This window comes from Comamonas sp. 7D-2 (genome assembly GCF_022749555.1).
GTDB lineage: Bacteria > Pseudomonadota > Gammaproteobacteria > Burkholderiales > Burkholderiaceae_C > Comamonas > Comamonas thiooxydans.
This window is the reverse complement of record NZ_CP094238.1, coordinates 2,068,192-2,089,534: the sequence shown is the minus strand read 5'-3', so window position 1 is coordinate 2,089,534 and position 21,343 is coordinate 2,068,192. Positions and strand designations below refer to the sequence as shown.

Here is a 21,343-nt window from a genome sequence, read left to right as displayed (position 1 = left end):
TGCAACTCCTGCAGCGAAACTTCACTGTACGCCTGCGCTCACTGGAATGCAGCCCTAGACAGCACCCGCAGCACAGGTTTTCTCTGCCCTTGCCGCCGCTCTGTACGTACTTGCTGAAACGCGACTGATTCGCTTACTGGCAGCCCATGGCACGGCTCAGGCTCTGCATCTGCTCGCCCAGCGCGGCACGCAGATCGGCGCGCATGGCATCGCGTGTCAGCAGTTCTTCGGCATAAAGTGCCGCCCAGTCAATCCCCACGCCCAGCACCACACCGGCGACCGCTCCCGCCACCGCCCCCACTGTCGTGCCGACACCGGGAACGACAGAGCCCACAGCCGCACCGGCTACCGCTGCCCCGGCCTTGCCCAGACCCTGCTTGGCAGCCGCCTTGGCCAGCACCTTGCTGGCGGCCTTCATCGAGGCCTTGGCCATGGCTTTGCCCGCGACGGCCGCGGCAAAAGCACCGCCCCCCGTGCCCACCAGGGCGCTAGCCGTCAGCCGCTGGCGTGCATCGCCCAGCAGTTCCAGAGCAGGCAGGCTGGCAACCTCGGCACGCACCAGACATTGCTCGGGACTCAGGGCCAGATGATGACGCGCCAGGGTTTGCTCGATGCGCTGCTGGCCCTCGGCCAGAGCGGCGCCGCTGGTCTGCGCCTGTTTTTGCAGGGTCTGCACCCAGCCCTCCAGCCCTGGCGTGGCTCCCAGGGTTTCGCTGAGCTTGTTCTGCAGAAACTGACTCACATCGCCCGTGAGCAGACTGAGGATGCGGCCCCACTCCGCCCCCAGACTGAAATACCAGTCCAGATAGCGCTCGACGGCGGCATCCAGCTGCCGGCTCATCTCCGGGATGCTCTGGCACAGGGCCTGCCCGGCCTGGGCCCGCCCCAGCAGTTGCAGGACCTGCTGACGTGTGGCGTCCAGCGTGCCGAGGCGATAGAGTTGCTGCCCGATGCGCTCGCACTCGGGCAGGCGCTTGAGCGCCAGCGGGCTCTCCTGCGCACGCGCCAGACCGTCAAGGGCGGCCGTGGTCTGCACCAGAATGCCCAGCACCAGCACGGCAACCAGGGCCAGCAAAGGCGCGGCAGGCAAAGGCGCGGCATTGCGCACTGCCCCCGAAGGCCTGGCCTGCAGCAGCAGCGCCGAGGAAGCCGATGCCCCCTGCATGGCGCGCCCCAGGCACAGCAACACGCCTACCGGGCCGAACAGCGCCAGCAGCAACAGGCGCAGCACGGGCAACTGGGGCAGGTCGGCCATGGCGCCACTCGCCAGCTGCACGGCCAGCAGGGCATCCAGCCCCCAGCGCACCAGCCCAGAGGGCGCTGCGTGAATCTGGGCCAGAGCAAGATTCAGCGCTTCAGGCTCCATGCCGGGGGCCAGCCCCCGCCCCAGATCCTGCTGACTGGCCATGGCACAGAGCCAGCTGCCGCCCCAAAGCACCAGCAGCAGCCAGGTGGCAGCGCGCTGGGCCCAGGCCCAGGCAAAGGCCGGCGATGAAAATTCTCGCTTCAGGCCCGCCTGCATGCCACAGGCCAGCAAGACATAAAGCAAGGGTGCCAGCGCCAGCAGCGCCCATTCCCAGGGCGCCAGAAACCAGGCCTGCCAGAGTGAGCTGGTGCACAGCAGCAAGGCCAGTGCCAATGCCTTACAGGCCGGCCACCAACCGCCGCCAAGCCAGCGACCGATATGCCCCTGCGGCGCGAACTGCAAGCGCAGCAGCTTTTTGCGCAGCATCAGGAGCAGCCAATGCCCCCAGGCTGGCAACAGCACCAGCAACAGGACTGCGAACAGCCAGCCCCAGGGCGGCAAGCGCGTCAGCAGATGGGAAAAGCCGGCCAGGGCCGCCAGCCACAGCCAGCCCAGCAGTACCGCGCGCAGCAGAGTCCGCGGCCGGGTCGGCCCAAGCTCGGTCGCTGGCGCGCCAGCACGGTTCATGGTTCGCGGCTCTTGCCCGCTGCCCCACGGCCTGCAGCAGCAATCCCCCTGGCGATGCGCGCGTTGTAGACCGTGAGGCGGCTCAGGCCCAGTTGCCCGGCAATCTTGGCGTCGGCTGCCGTACCCAGCAAAGCCACGGCCTCGTCGCTCCAGTCGAAAGCGCTGCTAGCAGCAACTCCTGTCACCGAGTCAATACCGAGCTCGGTGCGCTTGGCCACCACGCTGGCCTTGCTGATGCCCAGCTGCTTCGCCACCTCGGCGTCCGCTTCCCGGCCCAGCAGAGCCAGCGCTGACTGTGTCCACTGGAAATGCCCGAAGGCGGGAATGCCCAGCGCATTGCGCTTGAGGTTGACCGTCTTGGCCGATGTGCCCCAGCGCTGGGCCAGCACGGCGTCTTTTTCCTGGCCCAGCAGGGCCAGCATTTCCTCGGTCCACGGCAGTGCAGCCTTGCCCATGCGTGCGTCCTTCCCGATCTCAAAAATACAAGCCAGATTGGCATTCAGCCCATATGTAGTCTATGTTAACAGCTATTAAAACTGAATCTCCTTAGGCACAGACACGAGGCGCAGGCCATGCTGGCGGCTCAACCTCAGCGGCAGTCTGTCGTCAGACATGTCCCCAGTAGATCAGCGCATCCCGCCCTTCCACAGACAGCGATACCTGCGCGCCCACGGGCAGCAGCACCTTGGTGGGCACATGGCCGAAGGGCAGGCCTTGCAGCACGGGGCGCTTAAGCTGCATGCGCAGCCAGTCGACAACGGTCTGCAGCTTGAAGCCCTTGTCGTGGGTGGTGAGTTTGAAGTCGGTGAACTGGCCAAAGATGATGGCTTTTTGCTTTTGCAGCACGCCCGCCAGCAGCAACTGGGTCAGCATGCGCTCGATCTTGTAGGGGTGCTCGCCCACGTCTTCGATGAACAGAATGCCGCCGTCGACCTGCGGGAAGTAAGGCGTGCCCAGCAAGGACACCAGCACCGCCAGGTTGCCGCCCCACAAGGTGGCCCCGCCAGGAACATAAAAGTCCTTGAGTTGCGGCTTGCCATTGGGCAGCTCGCCAATCCTGGGCATCTGCCAGCCCGCGCCCTCGCCCTGACCACTGAGCAGGTCCTCGAAGCAGTCCAGCATGATGTCGTCCACGGGCTCGCCGGTCTTTTTGCTGTCCACACCGAAGTCGGCGTTAAGCGCGGGCCCCGCCCAGGTGACCGAACCGGTCTGTGCCAGCATGGCCAGCTGAAAAGCCGTGAAGTCGCTGAGGCCGACAAACTTGGTGCCGCCCGCAATCGCCTTGGCCACGGTCTTGTACTTGATGCCCGGCAGAATGCGCGTGAGACCGTAGCCGCCGCGCGAAATCAGCGCCACGTCGGCTCCGCTGGCCGCTGCACGGTGGATAGCAGCCAGGCGGGTGGCGTCGTCACCCGCAAAGCGCTGGCTGCTGGCCAGCGCATCGGCATCGACCTCCACCTCGTGGCCCAGGGCCTCCAGCTGCTTGATGCCGCGTTTGAAGGCTGCCTTGTCGCGCACCGCCCCCGAGGGCGAATAGATATAGACATGCTTGCCGCCATGGCTGTGATCATGGCCGCAGCAGCTGCCATCGGCGCTGTGCACATGGTCGTGATGATCGTGGTGACCGTGCTCATGGCTGCAGTGCTCGTCATGCACATGAGCCTGGTGGTCCGGCTCCTGCCCGTGCGAGTGGGCGTGGTGAGGATCTTGCTGCTGGGGCGCGGTAGTGGATCCAGGGGATTTGCGCGAGGTTGCCAAAGCCTTTTCATGCGGCCATCGGCCGCATGCTCCGTGAAAAGTGGGTGAATCCGCAGATTCAGAAGTTCATACGACTTCCGCAAAACAGGTTCAGGCCGGGCGACTGCCTCGGAAGGCGAGCCCTTGTTGCATTCTTGTTTGCGTAAGTCCTGGTTCAGATTCTTGCTCCGCCGGTCTGACCGATCGGGCTACGGCGCAAAGTATTCCACAGCCGCTGCACCACCGCCCTGCTGTGCTGTAGGAACCGGAGCGCCAGGCCGGGTTTGCCGCCAGACCCTGGCCTGTGCCGCCAGCTGCGGCACGGCCTGGAGCCAGGCTGCCTGCCATTGCGCAGCAGACACGGGCTGCTGCGTGGCTGCGGGCTGCAGCCACAGCCTGCCGGCCTGCGCCCATTGCTGCAGCAGATCGGCGGGAGGCGCAGCCAGCTCGGTCTGCAGACGCGGCCAGGCTTTGAGTGCGGCCCGATGGCCGGGCTGCGCAAACGGTGCATTCCAGGCGCGGTCCTCTTCGGCATTGCTGCGCCCTTCCAATTCGGCCATGGCCCTGGCCACGTCCCAGCCGGGCTTGCGCGCTGCCTGCTCAAACCATTGCTGACGCTGCTCTGGCTGCGCATTCAGCGGCCAGGTATCGATCAGCCACGCGCCGGCAAAGCGCTCTGGCAGGGCTTGCGCTGCAGCCAGACCCAGGCGGCCACCATCGCCCTGCCCGACCAGGACCAGCCGCCGCAGGTTGAGCGCTTCGATCAGCTCGGCGATAACCTGCAAATGCCACTGCGCGCTGTGCCGTTTGTCTTTCTTGGGTTGGTCGCTGCGCCCGAACCCTGGCAGATCGGGCACCACCACACGATGACCGGCGGCCAGCAAATCGGGCAGCAGATGCCGGAAGCCATAGCCCCAGCCCGGGCTGCCATGCAGGCACAGCCAGGTCAGTGCTGCATCCTCTGGCCCTTCATCGACCACCGCCAGACGCAGGCCCTGCAGCGCCGGCAGGTCGCTGCGCCACTGCGGCCGCCAGGGCCAGGCGGGCAGGTCGGCAAACGCCTCATCGGCATTGCGCAGCGCCCAGTCCTTGAGCGGATGCGGCTGCCGCGCCTTTTTTTCCTGGCGTCGCTGCTGGAAGAACTCTGCCATCAGCGCCGAGCATTGCGCGGCCAGCACGCCACGCAGCACCCGCGTCTGGTGATTGATGGCAGGGTAGCCGAAGACATCGAGCACCGAACCGGCGGCGCCGGTCCTGGGTTCGGCCGCGCCATAGACCACGGCATCCACACGCGCATGCAGCATGGCGCCGCTGCACATGGTGCAGGGCTCCAGCGTCACATACAGCGTGCAGCCCTCAAGCCGGTAATTGCCCAGAGTCCGAGCCGCTTCGCGCAGGGCCAGCACCTCGGCATGGGCCGTGGGGTCCTGGGCAGAGAGCGGACTGTTATGACCGCGGCCTATGACCTGCCCGTCCTTGACGACCACGGCCCCCACCGGCACCTCGCCACAGGCGGCGGCGCGGCGCGCCTGCTCCAGCGCCTGGCGCATGAAGTGTTCGTGCACGGAAGCATCAGAATCCATAGCTATATGTGCCTGACAGACAAAGGCTTGGCAGATATTCCTTCAAGAAACACCGATACCGCTCAATGACCGCTGATCACCAGTTCCTTGCGCTCGCCGGAGTCATAGCCGTAGAGCGTGACCCGCGGGCTTTGCAACTCGCCCTGCGAATCAAAGGCAATCGTGCCCGTCACCCCTTCGTAGCGCGTCTGGCGCAAGCGGGGCAAATAGGCCTCGGCCTGGGCTGAATCGGCACTCAGCATGGCCTTGGCCAGCACCATGGTCGCGTCATAAGCGTAAGGGCTGTAAACCTGATACTGGCCGGGAAAATGCTGGTCGTATTTCTGCTTCCAGAGCAGACCGCCTGGCATATTGCCCAGGGAGCTGCCGCTCATCACGCAAACCACGTTTTTGAGCGCTGGCACCTTGTCGGCCATGGCAGGCAGGCGCTCCGAACATTGCGCATCACCGCCCAGGAATTTCACCTGATTCATGGCCAGCTGCGACATCTGACGCAGCATGAGACCGGCCTGCGCGTCGAGCCCGCCGAAGAAGATCGCATCGGGCTTGCGGCCTTTGATGGCCGTGAGAATGGACGAAAACTGCGTGGCCTTGTCGCTGGTGTACTGCTTGTCGACAATCTGCACATCGCGCTCGGCCGCAGCGGCTTCAAACAGCTTGACGATGCCCTGTCCATAGGCCGTGCGATCGTCCACGATCGCGATGCGTTTGACGCCCTGGTGCTTGACGGCATAGTCCAGCAGGGCATTGACCATGGCCCGGTCATTGGCGATGACGCGGAAGGTGTCGTCATAGCCTGCCTCGGTAATCGCGGGGTTGGTGGCTGCGGGGGTGATATTGGGAATGCCACAGTCGTTGTAGATCTTGGCAGCCGGCAAGGTCGTGCCCGACTGAAGATGCCCCACCACGGCCGCCACCTTCCTGTCGCAGAAGCGGCGTGCCAGCGCCGTGGCCTGGCCGGGGTCGCCCACATCGTCACCGGCCTCCAGCTTCCAGTGCACGGGACGGCCGCCCAGTTGCAGCTTGCGGGCGTTGAGCTCGTCAATCGCCATGCGCACGCCGTTCTCCTCATCCTTGCCCAGGGCTGCGATAGGACCGGAGACCGGTCCGCCATGGGCAATGCGCACCACCAGAGGCTTTTCCGCATCCGCCGCGTAAGCGGACGACAGGGATGCGGCGACCAGGGCCAGGCTCAGGGCAGACGAGGTGCGAACACAGCGGCTCTGGGCCGAGCGATCAGTCATGGACATGCTTTCTCCTTGATGAAGCGGAAGGCTGTGGCACGCAAGCCTACGCCAGGCCAAAGCCTCAAGCGTAGCGGCAAAGCCTGCGATACCAACTCGATGTGCAAGCGAAGGGGCAAACCCTGGAGTCTAGGGACCAGAACTCCATTGGAGCAATTGCTAGCAAGCCCGAGCAGGCCCGACTCTTCCTGCGTTGAACACAGACTCCGGCTGCTGGGGATATTTCGGATTTCGGCTGAAGCTGCCGACCTGGCTCTCGCACCGTCGCCGACTCAGCGGCCTTGATTGTGCCGCGTTGACAGGGATGGTGCACGCTTGGCCGGACTTTCCTGGCTGCCGGGCAAGCTTTTTTGGAGGCCTGCATGTTCACCACTGGCACGACCACAGGCACCCGCAGACCGCGCAGACCCGGTGCGGCTTTCGCGACCTCCGCGGTAACAATCAAGGATCTGTGACCTGCCTGCACGGTGTGAGCTGGTCCCGCGATGGGGAGCATGGCCACGCGCAATCTATCGGGCCAGCACCTGATTCAGCGCATAAATCGATTGCGCCAGCGCGCGAATATCAGCCTGCTGATGCAGTCTTTCCAGCCAGTGCGCAGGAATGCCGCTGCGCCCCCAGAACGCCCCCGCGATCTGGCCGGCAATGGCCGCTGTGGTGTCGGCATCGTCACCCAGATTGGCCGCCTCCAGAACGACGGCTTCAAAGCTCTCAAGCCTGTCAAAACACCACAAAGCTGCTTCCAGACTGTGCACCACATAGCCCGAACTCTGGATCTGCTCGCGGCTTTTGCCGCGCCAGCTGCCTTGTGCAATCTCGGCAATGCGTGGGCTGCCAAACGGCAGCGCGGCAAGATCCAGCACCTGCGCCTTGTTGGCGCCCAGCAGGGCGCGGCTCAATGTCACGGCAAACAGACGGCAGGCATCCAGGCACTCCGCAGCGGCATGTGTGGTGCGGGAGCTCAGCGCCGCCATCTCCTGCACCTCTTGCTCGTCATGGGCATACGCCATGGCCACCGGAGCCAGCCGCATCAGCGAGCCATTGCCGGCGCTGCGCGCATCTTCACTTCCCGCCAGTGCATTGCCGGTGCGCAGGTATTGCTGTATCGCCTCGCGCGTTGCCATGCCGATATCAAAGCAGTGACCGGTGGAGCTCCAGTAACCCCACTGATACCAGTTGGCGTAGCGCGTCATCTGGTCCCCGGGGTCGCAACCTCCCTTGACGACCAGGCTCTCGGCCAGGCACAAAGCCATGGATGTGTCATCCGTCCATTGTCCGGCCCTCAGTGAAAACGGCCCGCCCCCCACCATATCGGTCAGCGGCGCAAAGCTGCCGCGCGCCCGGAACTCCAGCGTCGTGCCCACGGCATCGCCGCAGGCCAGGCCCAGCAGAGCTCCTTCAAAACGGTCCAGCGTGTTCATTGTCCGGCCCTCAGCTGCGCACGCGCGGCCATCAGCGCAAAACCCAGCAGGTTCTGTCCGCGCCATTTGCGCGGCTGCTCTGCGTCGGGATTGGCCGCGCCCATGCCGATGCCCCAGATGCGGTCGCGCGGACTGGCCTCGACCAGTACACGCTCACCAGTTCTCAGCAGAAACTCCCCCATGGCCGGGTTCTGCGAGAACTTGGCCACACTGGCGCGCACCACGATATCGAAGCACTCCGCCTTCCAGCGTGCCTCGTCAAAATTGCGCACGCTGCGCCCTATCTGCTTGGCACTGGCCGGAGACGGCGCAGCCAGCACCTGCGCGCGCGCCTCTTCATCCCCGAACAGCCGCGCCTTGGCTGCCATCATGAAATGCTCTGCCGTGGCAAAGCGGTCTCCTTCGACGGTAAATGGAGCAGAAAACCACTGGCTCAGGCAGCCTTTGCCCACCGAGCCATTCTTTTCGGGCTGATGGCCCCAGAAGCAAAGGAATTTGGGGCGGTAGCCTTGATCGAGCTGGACCAACAGGTCCGTCAGGGATCGAATTTCGTAATCTCGGTTCATGTCTGTTCTTCTTGATAATGGTTCAGCCACCAACGGGAAAAGCCCGCCAACGTGGCGTGAGTGGAGTCAATAGCCTGCAGACCCGGCCCGGTATTGGGCGACCCGCCTTGCTCGCGCAGCACCAGTGCCTTGTGAATCCGCTCGCCCACGCCTTCGAAATACGGCAGAAAGTCATCGACAAATGCCAGGGGCTGCAACTGGGCCAGGGCTTGAGCCTTGGGGCTGAGGCCTGGATCAGTACGGCTGCTGGTGGCGATCACACGCGATATGGGAAAGCCCAGCTTGCGCAGATTGGTCTGCCGAGCCTCGGCGAACTGCGGCTTGATCGCCGACACACAGACCAGCTCGTAACCGGCGGCGCACAGCTGCTCGCAAGCCTGTATCGCACCTGCAATCGCTGGAATGCCGGACCAGAACTGCGCATCAAAGCTGGCGCGAAAACGGTTCAGAGCCTCGCCCTGCAAGTTGGCAACACCCCATCGCTCCATGGCCCAGTAGGCGTCAGGCTGCTTCAACACCGGACGCTCGCCAAATACCCGCTCCCAGGCTGAGGCATAGGCGAGGTTGTAGTCCAGCAGCACGCCATCTGCGTCGATAGATATGATTTTTGAAACTTTCATGACGGCAGCTTCAGCAGATACCGGGCCGGGACGACATCGGTGAGCCACACGCCGTTGTCGGAGCGATAGAACACATGGCCCTCGCCCTGCATACGCGCGGCGTCCACCTGCAGCAAGGCCAGCTTGCCGTGACGACTGCCGACCTGAGCAGCCACTGCCTGGCTTTCGGACAAGTGGACATGATGGCGTGACTGCCGGTTCAGGCCCTCATGAAAGATCGCATCCAGAAAACGCGTGGCCGTGCCGTGGTAGAGCACTGCCGGAGGGCGCCTTGCCTCAAGACCCAGTTCTACCTTGATGGAATGGCCCTGATTGGCGCGTATGCGCTTGCCATCTGCGCTGAAGGAATAGCGTTGCTTGTTGTTGTCAGCCACGATGGTCTGCAAATCCTCCAGACTGGTGGGTCGGCCGGAGCGCGCCAGACAGGCCAGCAGTTCATCGGTCTGAGCCCAACCTGCATCGTCGAGCTTGAGGCCTATAGTCTCGGGACTGTGTCTCAGCACCAGGCTGAGGAATTTGCTGCGTGCGGTGGTGTTTTGATTTTTCATTTTCTTGTTCTCTTTGTTTGAAGCTGTCGACCTGGCTCATGACAGGTTCTAGCGCTGCCCAGCGCCCGACCTTGGCGTACTTTCCACGGTGCCACAGCCTGGTCGCAAACCCAGGCCCGGCTTTGTCGGCATGCGTCTGCATGCTTGGAGCGGGCTCCAGCTACAGGATATAAGTTGCATTGAACAACTTAAGAAAGTTGTACAATACAACCCATCATTCATCCCGTCAAGCCTGATTTATGAGCGTTACACAGCGTCACTCCAAGCCAGCGCCGGACTTTCCTCGCCCCTACACCACGGTGGATGTGGTGATCTTCACGATTGCGCAAGGCCGCTTGAATGTATTGCTGGTGCAACGCCCAGGTCACGACGATGATCCATTTCCCGGCCTCTGGGCCTTGCCCGGGGGGTTTGTGAATGTGGATCTCGATGCCGATCTGCAGGCCTGCGCCGCGCGCAAGCTCAAGGAGAAGACGGGTGTGGACAGCCCTTATCTGGAACAGCTTGGCAGCTGGGGCGGCGCGGCACGTGATCCGCGTGGCTGGTCGGCCACCCATGTGTACTTTGCGCTGATTCCCGCCCATGAGCTGCAACTGACCAAAGGCGCCAATGCGGCCGATGTGGCCTGGTTCGAAGTGGATGAATTGCTGCGCCGGCCTGCACTGGCGTTTGACCATGGCAGCATCTTGCAGACGGCGGTGGAGAGACTGCGCAGCAAGGTCGAATACACCTCGCTGCCCGCTTTTTTGCTGAGCGAGCCCTTCACCCTGCCCCAGTTGCAGCAAGTCTATGAAACCGTGCTGGGTCGCAGCGTGGACAAAAGCGGCTTTCGCACCCGCATGCTGGCAGCGAACTTTCTGGTCGAAGCCGGCCATGTGGAAGGCGTGTCGAACCGCCCCGCCATGGGCTACCGGCTGGCGGACCGCAGCGGGCCCGTGGTATTTCCGCGCACATTCAGCCCACGCGGCCATTGATACAGGCGATTACCCGCCGCTGTGCCGAAACCGGGGCTTGCTGAGATAATCCTGCCCCTATGTCTCTCCTGCCCCACCAGCTCGAACTCCTGTCCCCGGCGCGCGACGCCGATATCGGCATCGAAGCCGTCAATCACGGCGCGGACGCCGTCTATATCGGCGGACCGGCCTTTGGCGCGCGAGCGACTGCAGGCAATGACATCCGCGATCTGGAGCGGCTCATCAAGCACGCCCACCGCTTTGGCAGCCGCATCTTCATCACGCTCAACACCATCTTGCGCGACGATGAGCTGCAGGGCGCACGCGATATGGCCTGGCAGATCTACAACGCCGGCGCCGATGCGCTGATCATCCAGGACATGGGTCTGCTGGAACTCGATCTGCCACCCATCCAGCTGCACGCGTCCACCCAGACCGATATCCGCACGCCCGAGAAGGCCCGCTTTCTGCAGGACGCCGGCCTGTCGCAGATCGTGCTGGCGCGCGAGCTGGATCTGAAACAGATTGCCGCCGTGCGCGCCGCGACAGACCCGAGCCGCACCACCATCGAATACTTTGTGCATGGCGCGCTGTGCGTGGCCTACTCGGGCCAGTGCTTCATCAGCCATGCCCATACCGGACGCAGCGCCAACCGTGGCGACTGCAACCAGGCCTGCCGCCTGCCTTATGAAGTAACGGACGCCAGCGGCCGCATCATCGCGCATGAAAAGCACGTGCTGTCCATGAAGGACAACAACCAGAGCGATAACCTGCGCGCCCTGATCGACGCCGGCGTGCGCAGCTTCAAGATCGAGGGCCGCTACAAGGACATGGGCTATGTGAAGAACATCACGGCCCATTACCGCAAGCTGCTCGACGAAATCATCGAGGAGCGCGAGTTCTCCGATCAGCCGCTGGCGCGCTCGTCGTCAGGCCGCACCACTTTCTCGTTCGAACCCGATCCGGACCAGAATTTCAACCGCGAGTTCACAGACTACTTCGTCAATGGCCGCAAGGATGACATCGGCGCCTTCGACACGCCCAAGACACCGGGTCGTGCCATCGGCTGGGTGACACAGGTCGGCGACAAATGGTTCGAGATCGAAACCAGCGACAAGACCGCCGAGCTGCACAACGGCGACGGTCTGTGCTACTACGATCTGCAAAAGGAACTGGTGGGCGTGCACATCAACCGTGCCGAATGCGTGAGCGCCAAAAAAGGCATCTGGCGCGTCTTCCCCAAAAACGAGATCGCCGAATTCAAGGATCTGCGCAAGGGCCTGGAAATCAACCGCAACCGCGATATGGACTGGGTACGCACGCTGGAGAAGAAGTCCAGCGAGCGCCGTATCGGTCTATGGGCCGAGTTCAAGGAAGCTGCTGCCGGCTTTGCGCTGACGCTGACCGACGAGGACGGGTTTGTCGGGGCTGCCGCCATCGCGCATGAGCACCAGAGCGCCACCGACCCAGCCAAGGCAGAAGCCACGCTGCGCGAGCAACTGGGACGCTTTGGCGCGACGGTTTTCGAGGTGAACGATATTTCACTGAGCCTGAGTCAGCCCTGGTTTGTACCCGCCTCCGTGCTCAACCAGCTGCGTCGCGATGCCGTTGCCGCATTGGAACAGGCCCGCGCCGACGGCTTTGTGCGTCTGCCCCGCGCCAAGCCCGTGGAGCCGCCCGCGCCTTTTCCTGAAGACACACTGACCTATCTGGCCAATGTCTACAACCAGAAGGCCCATGACTTCTATGTGAAGCATGGTGTGAAGATCATCGACGCCGCCTACGAGAGCAAGGAAGAGGAAGGCGAAGTCTCGCTGATGATCACCAAGCACTGCGTGCGCTTCTCGATGAGCCTGTGTCCCAAACAGGCCAAGGGCGTGATCGGCGTCAAGGGCACCATCAAGGCAGAGCCGCTGCAGCTGATCAACGGCAAGGAAAAGCTCACGCTGCGCTTTGACTGCAAGCCCTGCGAGATGCATGTGGTTGGCAAGATGAAGAAGTCGGTGCTCAACCAGCATGCCAAGGAAATGAAAGAGTCTCCCATGCAGTTCTACCGCACACGCCCCACGCCTCAGCAACTTTCCTGAGCACGTTTGAGCCCACAAAAAAGCCCGCTACCGGCAACGGTTGGCGGGCTTTTTTACAGCCTCAAAACCACTGGTAAAAACCCTCGGTTCAATCCCTTTGCTCAAATCGTCTATTTTTTAGGCAATCCGTGCAAATCACCATCTGGCGCGGGTTTCAAGGCTTGAAAGCATAGTTTTCCACAAGAGCGTCCACATGATGCGGGGATAAAACTGAGGCATCCACCACACATAACTGTATACATGAACAGTTGCATGTATCAGGCTTGTCCAACAGCCGATATCTTGCCAAAAGACAGCTTTGTACAAGCCTCCTGCAGCAACTTTGCCACTGCCGGCACCAGGGTGCTGAAGTTGGCAAACCCATGCAACATGCCTTGCGCACGAAGGCTGGAAACGGGTACGCCGGCCTGCTGCAGGCGCAGGCCAAAGGCCTCTCCTTCGTCGCGCAATATGTCCAGCTCCGCCGTCACCAGCACCGCTGCCGGCAAACCAGCGAGATCGGGGTACTGCATGATGGAGGCCAGTGGATGTGCAGGCCTGGCAGGGTGATAGTGATGCCACATCGCGGCCATGGCTTCGGTGGTGAGAAACGGCATCTGCCCATAAAGCGCATGCGATGGCGCATCCATATGCGCATCGCAGACCGGATAGAACAGCAGTTGCTGGGATATGCCTCTCCAGCCGTCTTCTTTTGCGCGCAGGCAGGTGGCGACGGCCAGATTGCCCCCCGCGCTGTCGCCCGCCACCATCAGCTGCCGCGCATCGCAATGCAGCTCGGCCGCATGCAGTGCCACCCAGCGCGTGGCGGCATAGGCGTCGTCCAGCGCGGCAGGAAAGACATGCTCGGGAGCCAGCCGGTAATCGACCGACACAATATTCATGCCGGTTATACGCGCCAGGTGGCGGCACAGATTGTCATGCGTTTCCAGCGTGCCTATGCACCAGCCACCGCCGTGAAAATAGACCATGACCGGCGCTGCCTGCGCGGTGCCGGGACGGTACAGGCGCAGCTTGAGCGGCTGGCCATCGCCACCGGGAATGTCGATCTCGCGCACCTCATGCATGGGCAGGTCGGCAGGCGGAAAGGCCATGTGGTCCATGAGCTTGCGGATTTCGGGCACCGGAGTGGCCACAAAATCCATGGGCGGAGCATCCTTGAACTGCTCCAGCACAGCAGCCATTTCTGGGTGTATCTGCATTGGGACTCCTTGAAGTTGATGGAGCGCGCCCGACCAGGACAGGCCAGGACGGGCGCAAGACGGCACTCAGGCCACAAGCTCTTCGGTCTGGTGGTGGATATAGTCCTGCCATACCGGCGCACTCATCTCCTGCCGGAAGCGCGACTGCGACCAGGGCCATGTGTTGGGCACACCGTTTCTGTCCAGGTACCAGCTGTTGCAGCCCGAGCCGAAGACCGAGCCTTTGGCGGCCTGCAAGCGCTCCTGGTCGTACTGAGCCAGGGCTTCGGGCCTGGCCGAAAGCCCTGCCACACCGGCTTGCTGACCACGCTCTATCAGCTGCGAGATATAGCCCCACTGCATTTCCGAGGTATCGATCAGCGAGAAGTTGCCCACGGGAGAGGTCGGCCCGTTCATGAAGTAAAAGTTGGGAAAGCCCGGCACCGAGATGGACTTGTATGCCGTGGGCACATCGCTCCAGGCCTGCTCCAGCGTGGCTCCGTTCAGGCCCGTCACATTCATGGGGCGCACATAGCGGTCGGCCTTGAATCCCGTGGCCAGGACGATGATGTCCACCTCATGCAGCATGCCGTCGCTGGTACGCACTCCCTTTTTCTCGACCTTGGCAATAGCTTCGGTGATCAACTCGGAATCGGGGTGCTGGATCGCCTTGTAATAGTCGGGCGAATAAATCAGGCGCTTGCAACCAGCCCGGTAATGAGGCTGCAGTTTTTCACGCAAGGCTGCGTCTGCAACAGAGCCATCCAGGTTGTCCTGGCAGATTTTCTGAATTTCCTGAATCTGCTCCGAATTCGGATCCAGCACACCCTCGGTAAAGCGCTCCACATTGGCTACATAAGTGGGTTCGCGCTGCAGATAAACCAGCAGATCGCGGTTGCTGCGGAATTCGGCACGCTGCTCTTCGCTGAAAGCTGGATTCTCGACCGGAAAAATCCATTGTGCCGTGCGCTGAAAATGTCGCACCCTGGCACGCGACGCCAGTGCCGAGACAATTTGCACACCCGTTGATCCCGTGCCGATGACGGCGATCCTTTTGCCGTCCAGCGGTACAGAATGATCCCAGCGCGCACTGTGAATCGTGTCCCCCTCGAACTCCTCCAGGCCCTTGATCTGCGGATAGTTGGGGTGGTGCAGCACACCTGTGGCGGCAACCACCACCTTGCCCTGGTATTGCTTGCCATGCTGATCCTGCAGCGTCCATGCATCGCACGTCCATTCGGCACGCGTGATTTCGGTGCCGAACTGCGAAAAATCGGCAATACCGTGCTTCTGGAACACGCCTTCGAAATACTGCTGAATCTCGGCTCCGGGCGGAAGTACCCGAGACCATTCGGGGTTGGGCTCGAAAGAATAGGTATAGGCGTGCGATGGCACATCGCAAGTCAGGCCTGGATAAGTATTATCCCGCCAGGTCCCCCCCAATGTCCCGGCCTTTTCCAGAATAATGAATTTCTTCCCGCTATTCTTCAGATGAATACCAGCCAGAATTCCGGACATTCCGCAACCAATCACTATGACGTCATATTTCATTGGAATTCCTTAAATATTAATTACTTTTGCTGCAGAGAATCCACCATCCACCGGAAGATTGACCCCGGTAATAAATGAAGAAATATCGGAAAGCAAAAATGCCACGGCATTACCTACCTCTTGCGGCCTGCCCGCACGCTTGAGCAAATGCATGGCCTCGAAAGCCTGGCCTACAGGCAGTTCATCAAGCATGGTGGTCATGGGTGTATGGATATAGCCGGGGCTGATGCTGTTGACCCGCACGCCGTAAGGACCGAGATCCGATGCCAGACTGCGCACCATCTGAATCACAGCCCCCTTGGAGGTGCAATAGGCCAGATTGGTCGGGTTGCCCAGCATTCCGTTGATGCTGGCGATGGTGACGATGGAGCCCTGACCCCGCCGTTTCATGTGGCTGGCCACGGCACGAGCACTGAGCATGGTCCCCGTCAAATTGACCTGCAGTACCTGCTCCCACTCATGCAAGGGCATGCTCTCCAGATCACCCACGCGGGAAATGCCAGCCGAAGTCACCAGCCCATCAATCTGCCCATAGCGGTCCAGCATGTAAGCAACCAACTCATTGGTCAGCTTCTCGCTGCTCACGTCGAGCTTGCGAAATTCGCAGCCCTGCGGCAAATCCTGGCTTTGCTGAAGATCGGCACACACCACCTTGGCTCCGCTGGCTGCCAGGGCCTGGGCGCTGGCCAGGCCTATGCCCGAGGCACCACCTGTAACCAGAACCACTTTTCCTTCCAAACCACTGATGAATGGATTCATTTTCAAACCTCAATACTGGCTGACCGCCACCAATTGGCGATGAGGATTGAGATTCTTTGTTCTTTTCAAATTCAAATCACTCTGAGTTTTCCTCTTTACAAAATAAGTTTGTGTTTACAGTCCCTAGTGGAAACCATTAATTCATTTGGACGTACTGTGCCCGGATTTTTTATATGTCAAGCAGGTCTTTCCATTTAATAAATCAATAAATACTGTAAACACCTTCAATAACTGTCAAGCGGGAATTCGTGAGAAATATAGATAAGCCGGAAATGCTTTAATTCATTCGCATTTAGCCAATGAGGAAATCATGAAAGTTGCAGTCATCACCGGTGCAGCCAGCGGAATTGGTGCAGGCCTTGCCAAAAAGGCAGTCACTCTTGGAATGAAAGTCGTGGTTGCAGACCGCGACCAGGCGGGTCTTGAGAAAGTCGCGCTGGAACTGGGAGATCAGGCATTGGCCGTGGCCACCGATGTCACCAGCCAGGCGTCGCTGGATACACTGGCCGACAAGGCCTATGCAGCTTTCGGTCAGGTCGATCTGCTGTTCAACAACGCAGGCGTTCTCAGCACCGGCAATAGCTGGGAGATCAGCGATGCCAAGTGGCAGCAGGCCTGGCAAGTCAACGTCAACGGCATTGTCAATGGCCTGCGCGCTTTTGTGCCGCGTCTGCTCAAGGCCAACCGGCCTGCCCGCATCGTCAACACAGCATCGGTAGGCGGCTTTCTGCCCAGCGCCATGATGGCCCCCTACTCCGCCACCAAGTTCGCAGTGGTCGCGCTGACCGAAGGTCTGGCTGGCGAACTCGCGGCCATTGATCCGCAAATCAAGGTCTCGCTGCTGGCACCAGGCCCCGTCAGGACAGCCATCTTCCGAGAAGCGCCTGACGCGGCGTCGGCAAAGTTTCACGGCATGATGACCCATTTGCTAGACGAAAACGGTATGGACACCGAGGAGTTTGCCAACCGCGTCTTTGCAGCCATTGACCGTGGTGAATACTGGATCGTGCCTCAGCCGGAAATGCTGGACCCGCTGCTCAAGGCCCGCAACAAGCTCATCGAGACGCGCACCGACCCGGTGCTGTCCTGGACGCAGGAGATCGCAGAGTGAAACCAGGGCCTGCTTTTGCAGGCCCTGGCAGCATTTGCGGACACGCCCGGATATCAGGTGCCCCAAAGCTCTCTGGCCACCTGCTCGAACTGGCGTCGCATCACGTTTTTCTGCACCTTGCCCGTCGCCGTGGACGGGAAGGCCTCCACAAAATGGACTAGTTTTGGCACTTCAAAGCCGCTGAGATGATTGCGGCAATGGGCCAGTATCGACTCCGAATCCACTTGAGCCCCCGGCTTGCGCATGACAAAGGCACAGACCGCCTCGCTCCAGTGGGGATGCGGCAGACCGAACACGGCGGCGGCCGCCACTTCAGGATGCGCCAGCACCACGGCTTCAACCTTCACGCTGGCCACGTTCTCGCCGCCGGTCTTGATCATGTCCTTCTTGCGATCTATGAACTCCATGCGCCCCTGCGCGTCCCACATGCCCAGGTCGCCGGTATGGTGCCAACCAAACTTCTGTGCCTCTGCCGTCGCCTTTGGGTCCTTGAAATAACCCAGCATGACATTGGGGCCGCGATGCACGATCTCGCCGACCTGGCCCGCTCCCAGCAGATTGCCATCGTCGTCCATAACGGCGGTCTCACACGTGCTCAGAGAGCGCCCCCAGAAATTGGCATCGCATTCGGCATTGAGCAAGGGGTAGAAAGTCATGGTGGCCGGATATATCTCGGTCTGCCCCGTGGCTAGAGAGATATTGCGGCACATGCGCTGCGCAATCTGGGCGATCAAGGGTTTGGGAATGGGTGCCATGGCATAGATGCACTGCCGGATGGTGGTGGGCGCAAAACCCGGATCGGCCAGCACCGCTGCATACATCAGGGGCAGCCCGACAAAGATCGTCACACCCTCTTTCATCACCAGTTGCCCCACCTCCGCCGGCACAAACTGCCGCGTGAGCACGGTGCAAGCACCTGCCGCCAGCGCAGTCTGCACCAGTGCATGCTGAGCGCAATGAAACAGAGGCAACCAGCCGCTGAGCACATCGGCCTCGCCATATTTCATCTCGTCGATATTGCCCTTGACCGACGCGTATACCGACAGATGGGAATGCACCACGCCCTTGGGATTGCCCGTGGTGCCGCTGGTGTACATGAGCAAGGCCGCCTGGTTGTCGTCAATATCAACCTCGGGCAAAGCATCGGACTGGCCTGCCTCGGACTGTGCCAACGATATGCCCGGCAGTCCTGGCTGTACTTGCTGCGTTTGCGGGCGCGTGATGATGAGCGGCACCTGCAATTGCTGCAGAATTTCGGCCAGCCCGGGCAGGGCCAGCAACTCCTGATCGACCACCACTGCCGACACCTCTGCATGCCGCAGGATGTAGTCGATGCTCGATACCTCCAGCTTGATATTGACGGGCACCCACACCTGCCCCGCCTTGTGAATGGCATTGCAGGCCACCACCATGTCTATGGAATTGGCGCACAGCATGCCGATCTGCTTGCCCGTCCCCAGCGTCGAGAGCAAATAATGCGCGAAGCGCGAACTTCGCGCATCCAGCTCGGCATAGCTGATGCGCTCAGCACCATCGACCAGCGCCGTGCGGCTGCCAGACTTGCGCGCACTGCGGTGGAGCAGGTCGCCCAGCGCAATGCGCCGGATGCGCCGTGCCTCCTTCGTCAGACTCATCTCGATCATGGTTTGTCTCCTTGATAGTGTGCAACCCGGAACCCATAACCCACGCTTTTTCTTGTTGTGTCTCTAATTCTGCTGCGGCATGGCCATCGCGGCGGCAGCAACCATGGGCGAAAGCTGGCCCTGCGCCCCGCCGTCACAGGCAATGACCGTGCCGGAGATATAGCTGGCCGCATCGCTGCCCAGAAACATGGCCAGTCGGGCAATATCCGCGATCGTGCCCATGCGTCCCAGCGGCACCATGCTGCGTACCAGAGCGTCTCCTTCAGCTCCCTGCGGGGCCAGCCGACGCATGCCTTCCGTGCCCTCGATGGGGCCGGGGGAAATGGCGTTCACACGAATGCCCCTGCCACCCCACTCCAGTGCCAGTACCCGCGCCAGATGGTCCACTCCTGCCTTGGCTGCACAGACATGGGCCTGGTACATCATGGGCACGGTGGACTGCGGCGCGGTGATGAAGATCAGGCTCGCCCTCGGCTGCCGCAAGTGCGCCAGAGCCTGACGCGCGACATGAAAGCTGCCCAGCAGATCGATGTCCACCACCACCCTGAAAGCGTTGGACGACATCTGCTCCGCAGGTGCGAGGAAGTTGCCTGCCGCACCAGACACCAGCACGTCGAGCGGCCCGTGGCAAGCCACGGCCTGCGCCAGCGCCGCTGCCACCGCCGGTTCATCGCGCACATCGGCTACCACGCCAAAGGCCTGCGCCCCCAGCGTCGCCAGGGCCGCGTCCACATTGGCCTGCTTGCGGCTGACGACCGAGACCCGGGCTCCTGCCATCGCGTAGTGCTGGGCAATGCCCAGGTTGATGCCTGTGGTGCCGCCAAACACCATCACATGGCGGCCCGAAAAATCAAATTGCACATTCATGAACAGCACTCCTCTGCTCGCAACAAGGCTTTCTGGATCTTTCCTGCCGGGGTCAACGGCAACTCGGTGCGAAACACCAGCTGGCGCGGCAGCTTGTAGTCAGCGAGCTGCTGGCGGCAATGCGTGAGCAGTTCCTCCTCGCTCACGCTGGCATCAGGTCTGATCACGATGTAATAGCGCCCCACCTCGCCCAGCACGGGGTCCGGCACGCCTATGCCGGCGACCATCAGCACGCCCGCATGACCGGCAATCACGCCCTCCACCTCGCTGGGATAGACGTTGAAGCCGCCCTGTATGAACATGTCTTTTTGCCGCCCCTTGAGATGGATCAGGCCCTGCTCATCCACAAACCCCAGATCACCCGAATGAAGCCAGCCGCCGGCAAACACCTCTTCGTCCTGCTGCTGCCCCACATAGGCCGGAATCACCCCTGCACCACGAAACCACAGCTCCCCCACCTCACCACTGCGCAGCTCCTCTCCATCAGCCCCGGCCACGCGCAGTTGTACCCCTTGCAGCGGCTTGCCTATGCTGTGCAGCAGGGCTTGCTGATCCGCTTGCCAGGGTGTCATCGCGATGGCCCCGGAAGTCTCTGACAGGCCGTAGAGATTCATGATGTTCACGCCCGGAAACTGCTGCTGCAGCCGCTGCAGCAAAACCGGCTCCACATTCGATCCACCCACCACAATCAGGCGCAGCCGGCTCATATCCACCTCTACCAGAAGCGGATGCATGAGCAGCAGCGTCAGCATGGTGGGCACGCCCACCAGCCAGGTCGGCGGATGCTTTTGCGCCATCCTCAACACGGATTCGGGGCTGAACATGGGCACCAGCTCGCAGCAACCGCCCACCAGCAACATGGTCAGCACGCCGCAGGTAATGCCGCCCACATGGTTGAGCGGCATGGCCAGTTGCACCATGTCGTCCGCCGCAGCCTTCACATGCGCATGCTGCGCCAACGCTGAGCCCAATTGAGAGCGATGCGTCAGCCCCGCTGCCTTGGGCCTGCCCGTGGTGCCGGATGTGTAAATGATCATCAGCAGGTCATCCGGTGCAGGACCGTCGCCTTCATGCAAGGCTTTCGCGCCGGACTGCAGCGCTTGCTCGAATCCTTCATCCACCCACAGCAGATGCTCCAGCGCCGCAAAACGCCGACGGGCCTGCGCCAGATAGCTCTGGTAGTCGAAGCCGGCAAACTCGCGCGGCGCAAGCACGGCCTTGACCTGGCTGTCCTGCAACATGAAGTCCAGCTCGGCATCGCGGTATCGGACGCTAAGGCCCACCACGACCAGCCCCGTCTTCGCCGCCGCAAGATAGCTCAGTACCCAGGGCAGACCGTTGGGCAGGATGATGCCGATGCGTTCACCGGGTCGCAGGCCCAGCGAGGACAGATGGGCGGCCCAGGCGCTGGCCATGACATCCACCTGCTGCCAGCTGTAGCCGCGCCCCTGGTCGATATAGGCATTCCTGTGGGGATGGTCGGCCACGGTCTGCGCCAGTGCCTGCGCCACGGTCCGAGGAAGAGTACAAGCGTTCATCTGT

18 protein-coding genes are annotated in these 21,343 nt (G+C 61.8%); 3 read left to right on the top strand and 15 right to left on the bottom strand.

The window, feature by feature from the left end:
- Positions 1-133 precede the first annotated feature (133 nt).
- From MPZ60_RS09660 to MPZ60_RS09620, 9 genes are all read right to left on the bottom strand, one after another.
- Positions 134-1,933, bottom strand: coding sequence for a hypothetical protein (locus tag MPZ60_RS09660; protein ID WP_034351735.1), 1,800 nt, complete (start codon positions 1,931-1,933; stop codon positions 134-136).
- Positions 1,930-2,388, bottom strand: coding sequence for a hypothetical protein (locus MPZ60_RS09655; protein WP_034351734.1), 459 nt, complete (start codon positions 2,386-2,388; stop codon positions 1,930-1,932). The genes MPZ60_RS09660 and MPZ60_RS09655 overlap by 4 nt, the downstream gene beginning before the upstream one ends.
- Before the next feature lie 151 nt (positions 2,389-2,539).
- Positions 2,540-3,589 (bottom strand): LD-carboxypeptidase, encoded by a 1,050-nt coding sequence (locus MPZ60_RS09650; RefSeq protein ID WP_003063276.1) that lies wholly within the window; start codon positions 3,587-3,589, stop codon positions 2,540-2,542.
- A 290-nt stretch (positions 3,590-3,879) separates the two neighbouring features.
- Positions 3,880-5,253 carry a tRNA adenosine(34) deaminase TadA gene (gene tadA / locus MPZ60_RS09645; protein ID WP_034351728.1) on the bottom strand — a complete coding sequence of 458 codons (1,374 nt, stop codon included), beginning with the start codon at positions 5,251-5,253 and terminating at the stop codon, positions 3,880-3,882.
- Between the two features lie 62 nt (positions 5,254-5,315).
- Positions 5,316-6,503 (bottom strand): branched-chain amino acid ABC transporter substrate-binding protein, encoded by a 1,188-nt coding sequence (locus tag MPZ60_RS09640; RefSeq protein ID WP_034351726.1) that lies wholly within the window; start codon positions 6,501-6,503, stop codon positions 5,316-5,318.
- Positions 6,504-7,006: 503 nt separating this feature from the next.
- Complete coding sequence (locus tag MPZ60_RS09635; protein WP_034351724.1) at positions 7,007-7,918, bottom strand: ADP-ribosylglycohydrolase family protein; 912 nt, start codon at positions 7,916-7,918, stop codon at positions 7,007-7,009.
- The gene (locus MPZ60_RS09630) at positions 7,915-8,484 is read right to left on the bottom strand and encodes an NADAR family protein (RefSeq protein ID WP_034351722.1); all 570 of its coding nucleotides are present in this window, start codon (positions 8,482-8,484) and stop codon (positions 7,915-7,917) included. Before MPZ60_RS09630 ends, MPZ60_RS09635 begins: the two co-directional genes overlap by 4 nt.
- On the bottom strand, positions 8,481-9,104 hold the full coding sequence (locus MPZ60_RS09625; protein WP_034351720.1) for a phosphate acetyltransferase: 624 nt from the start codon (positions 9,102-9,104) through the stop codon (positions 8,481-8,483). The genes MPZ60_RS09630 and MPZ60_RS09625 overlap by 4 nt, the downstream gene beginning before the upstream one ends.
- On the bottom strand, positions 9,101-9,652 hold the full coding sequence (locus MPZ60_RS09620; protein WP_034351718.1) for an RNA 2'-phosphotransferase: 552 nt from the start codon (positions 9,650-9,652) through the stop codon (positions 9,101-9,103). The genes MPZ60_RS09625 and MPZ60_RS09620 overlap by 4 nt, the downstream gene beginning before the upstream one ends.
- Positions 9,653-9,891: 239 nt before the next feature.
- Between MPZ60_RS09620 and MPZ60_RS09615 the strand changes: the two genes are divergently transcribed.
- Both MPZ60_RS09615 and MPZ60_RS09610 read left to right on the top strand, forming a co-directional pair.
- On the top strand, positions 9,892-10,626 hold the full coding sequence (locus MPZ60_RS09615; RefSeq protein WP_034351716.1) for an NUDIX domain-containing protein: 735 nt from the start codon (positions 9,892-9,894) through the stop codon (positions 10,624-10,626).
- A 59-nt stretch (positions 10,627-10,685) separates the two neighbouring features.
- Complete coding sequence (locus MPZ60_RS09610) at positions 10,686-12,692, top strand: U32 family peptidase (RefSeq protein ID WP_034351714.1); 2,007 nt, start codon at positions 10,686-10,688, stop codon at positions 12,690-12,692.
- A gap of 257 nt (positions 12,693-12,949) precedes the next feature.
- Here the strand turns inward: MPZ60_RS09610 and MPZ60_RS09605 are convergent, their stop codons facing one another.
- The 3 genes from MPZ60_RS09605 to MPZ60_RS09595 all read right to left on the bottom strand — a co-directional run bounded on the left by MPZ60_RS09605 (position 12,950) and on the right by MPZ60_RS09595 (position 16,180).
- Complete coding sequence (locus tag MPZ60_RS09605; protein WP_003063290.1) at positions 12,950-13,891, bottom strand: alpha/beta hydrolase; 942 nt, start codon at positions 13,889-13,891, stop codon at positions 12,950-12,952.
- A 66-nt stretch (positions 13,892-13,957) separates the two neighbouring features.
- Positions 13,958-15,421 carry an NAD(P)/FAD-dependent oxidoreductase gene (locus MPZ60_RS09600; RefSeq protein WP_034351712.1) on the bottom strand — a complete coding sequence of 488 codons (1,464 nt, stop codon included), beginning with the start codon at positions 15,419-15,421 and terminating at the stop codon, positions 13,958-13,960.
- A gap of 9 nt (positions 15,422-15,430) precedes the next feature.
- Positions 15,431-16,180: an SDR family NAD(P)-dependent oxidoreductase gene (locus tag MPZ60_RS09595; RefSeq protein ID WP_034351710.1), complete on the bottom strand. Its 750-nt coding sequence runs from the start codon at positions 16,178-16,180 to the stop codon at positions 15,431-15,433.
- A gap of 310 nt (positions 16,181-16,490) precedes the next feature.
- Between MPZ60_RS09595 and MPZ60_RS09590 the strand changes: the two genes are divergently transcribed.
- Positions 16,491-17,291 (top strand): SDR family oxidoreductase, encoded by an 801-nt coding sequence (locus MPZ60_RS09590; RefSeq protein WP_034351709.1) that lies wholly within the window; start codon positions 16,491-16,493, stop codon positions 17,289-17,291.
- Between the two features lie 53 nt (positions 17,292-17,344).
- Here the strand turns inward: MPZ60_RS09590 and MPZ60_RS09585 are convergent, their stop codons facing one another.
- The 3 genes from MPZ60_RS09585 to MPZ60_RS09575 all read right to left on the bottom strand — a co-directional run bounded on the left by MPZ60_RS09585 (position 17,345) and on the right by MPZ60_RS09575 (position 21,339).
- Complete coding sequence (locus MPZ60_RS09585; RefSeq protein ID WP_034351707.1) at positions 17,345-18,934, bottom strand: class I adenylate-forming enzyme family protein; 1,590 nt, start codon at positions 18,932-18,934, stop codon at positions 17,345-17,347.
- A gap of 63 nt (positions 18,935-18,997) precedes the next feature.
- Complete coding sequence (locus MPZ60_RS09580) at positions 18,998-19,801, bottom strand: SDR family oxidoreductase (RefSeq protein WP_034351845.1); 804 nt, start codon at positions 19,799-19,801, stop codon at positions 18,998-19,000.
- On the bottom strand, positions 19,798-21,339 hold the full coding sequence (locus MPZ60_RS09575; RefSeq protein ID WP_034351705.1) for a class I adenylate-forming enzyme family protein: 1,542 nt from the start codon (positions 21,337-21,339) through the stop codon (positions 19,798-19,800). The genes MPZ60_RS09580 and MPZ60_RS09575 overlap by 4 nt, the downstream gene beginning before the upstream one ends.
- Positions 21,340-21,343: the final 4 nt, after the last annotated feature.

Bases quoted from the DNA above. Each gene is read 5' to 3' on its own strand.
- MPZ60_RS09660 (WP_034351735.1), bottom strand. From the start codon at position 1,933: ATGAACCGTGCTGGCGCGCCAGCGACCGAGCTTGGGCCGACCCGGCCG.
- MPZ60_RS09655 (WP_034351734.1), bottom strand. From the start codon at position 2,388: ATGGGCAAGGCTGCACTGCCGTGGACCGAGGAAATGCTGGCCCTGCTG.
- tadA (WP_034351728.1), bottom strand. From the start codon at position 5,253: ATGGATTCTGATGCTTCCGTGCACGAACACTTCATGCGCCAGGCGCTG.
- MPZ60_RS09640 (WP_034351726.1), bottom strand. From the start codon at position 6,503: ATGTCCATGACTGATCGCTCGGCCCAGAGCCGCTGTGTTCGCACCTCG.
- MPZ60_RS09635 (WP_034351724.1), bottom strand. From the start codon at position 7,918: ATGAACACGCTGGACCGTTTTGAAGGAGCTCTGCTGGGCCTGGCCTGC.
- MPZ60_RS09630 (WP_034351722.1), bottom strand. From the start codon at position 8,484: ATGAACCGAGATTACGAAATTCGATCCCTGACGGACCTGTTGGTCCAG.
- MPZ60_RS09625 (WP_034351720.1), bottom strand. From the start codon at position 9,104: ATGAAAGTTTCAAAAATCATATCTATCGACGCAGATGGCGTGCTGCTG.
- MPZ60_RS09620 (WP_034351718.1), bottom strand. From the start codon at position 9,652: ATGAAAAATCAAAACACCACCGCACGCAGCAAATTCCTCAGCCTGGTG.
- MPZ60_RS09615 (WP_034351716.1), top strand. From the start codon at position 9,892: ATGAGCGTTACACAGCGTCACTCCAAGCCAGCGCCGGACTTTCCTCGC.
- MPZ60_RS09610 (WP_034351714.1), top strand. From the start codon at position 10,686: ATGTCTCTCCTGCCCCACCAGCTCGAACTCCTGTCCCCGGCGCGCGAC.
- MPZ60_RS09605 (WP_003063290.1), bottom strand. From the start codon at position 13,891: ATGCAGATACACCCAGAAATGGCTGCTGTGCTGGAGCAGTTCAAGGAT.
- MPZ60_RS09600 (WP_034351712.1), bottom strand. From the start codon at position 15,421: ATGAAATATGACGTCATAGTGATTGGTTGCGGAATGTCCGGAATTCTG.
- MPZ60_RS09595 (WP_034351710.1), bottom strand. From the start codon at position 16,180: ATGAATCCATTCATCAGTGGTTTGGAAGGAAAAGTGGTTCTGGTTACA.
- MPZ60_RS09590 (WP_034351709.1), top strand. From the start codon at position 16,491: ATGAAAGTTGCAGTCATCACCGGTGCAGCCAGCGGAATTGGTGCAGGC.
- MPZ60_RS09585 (WP_034351707.1), bottom strand. From the start codon at position 18,934: ATGATCGAGATGAGTCTGACGAAGGAGGCACGGCGCATCCGGCGCATT.
- MPZ60_RS09580 (WP_034351845.1), bottom strand. From the start codon at position 19,801: ATGAATGTGCAATTTGATTTTTCGGGCCGCCATGTGATGGTGTTTGGC.
- MPZ60_RS09575 (WP_034351705.1), bottom strand. From the start codon at position 21,339: ATGAACGCTTGTACTCTTCCTCGGACCGTGGCGCAGGCACTGGCGCAG.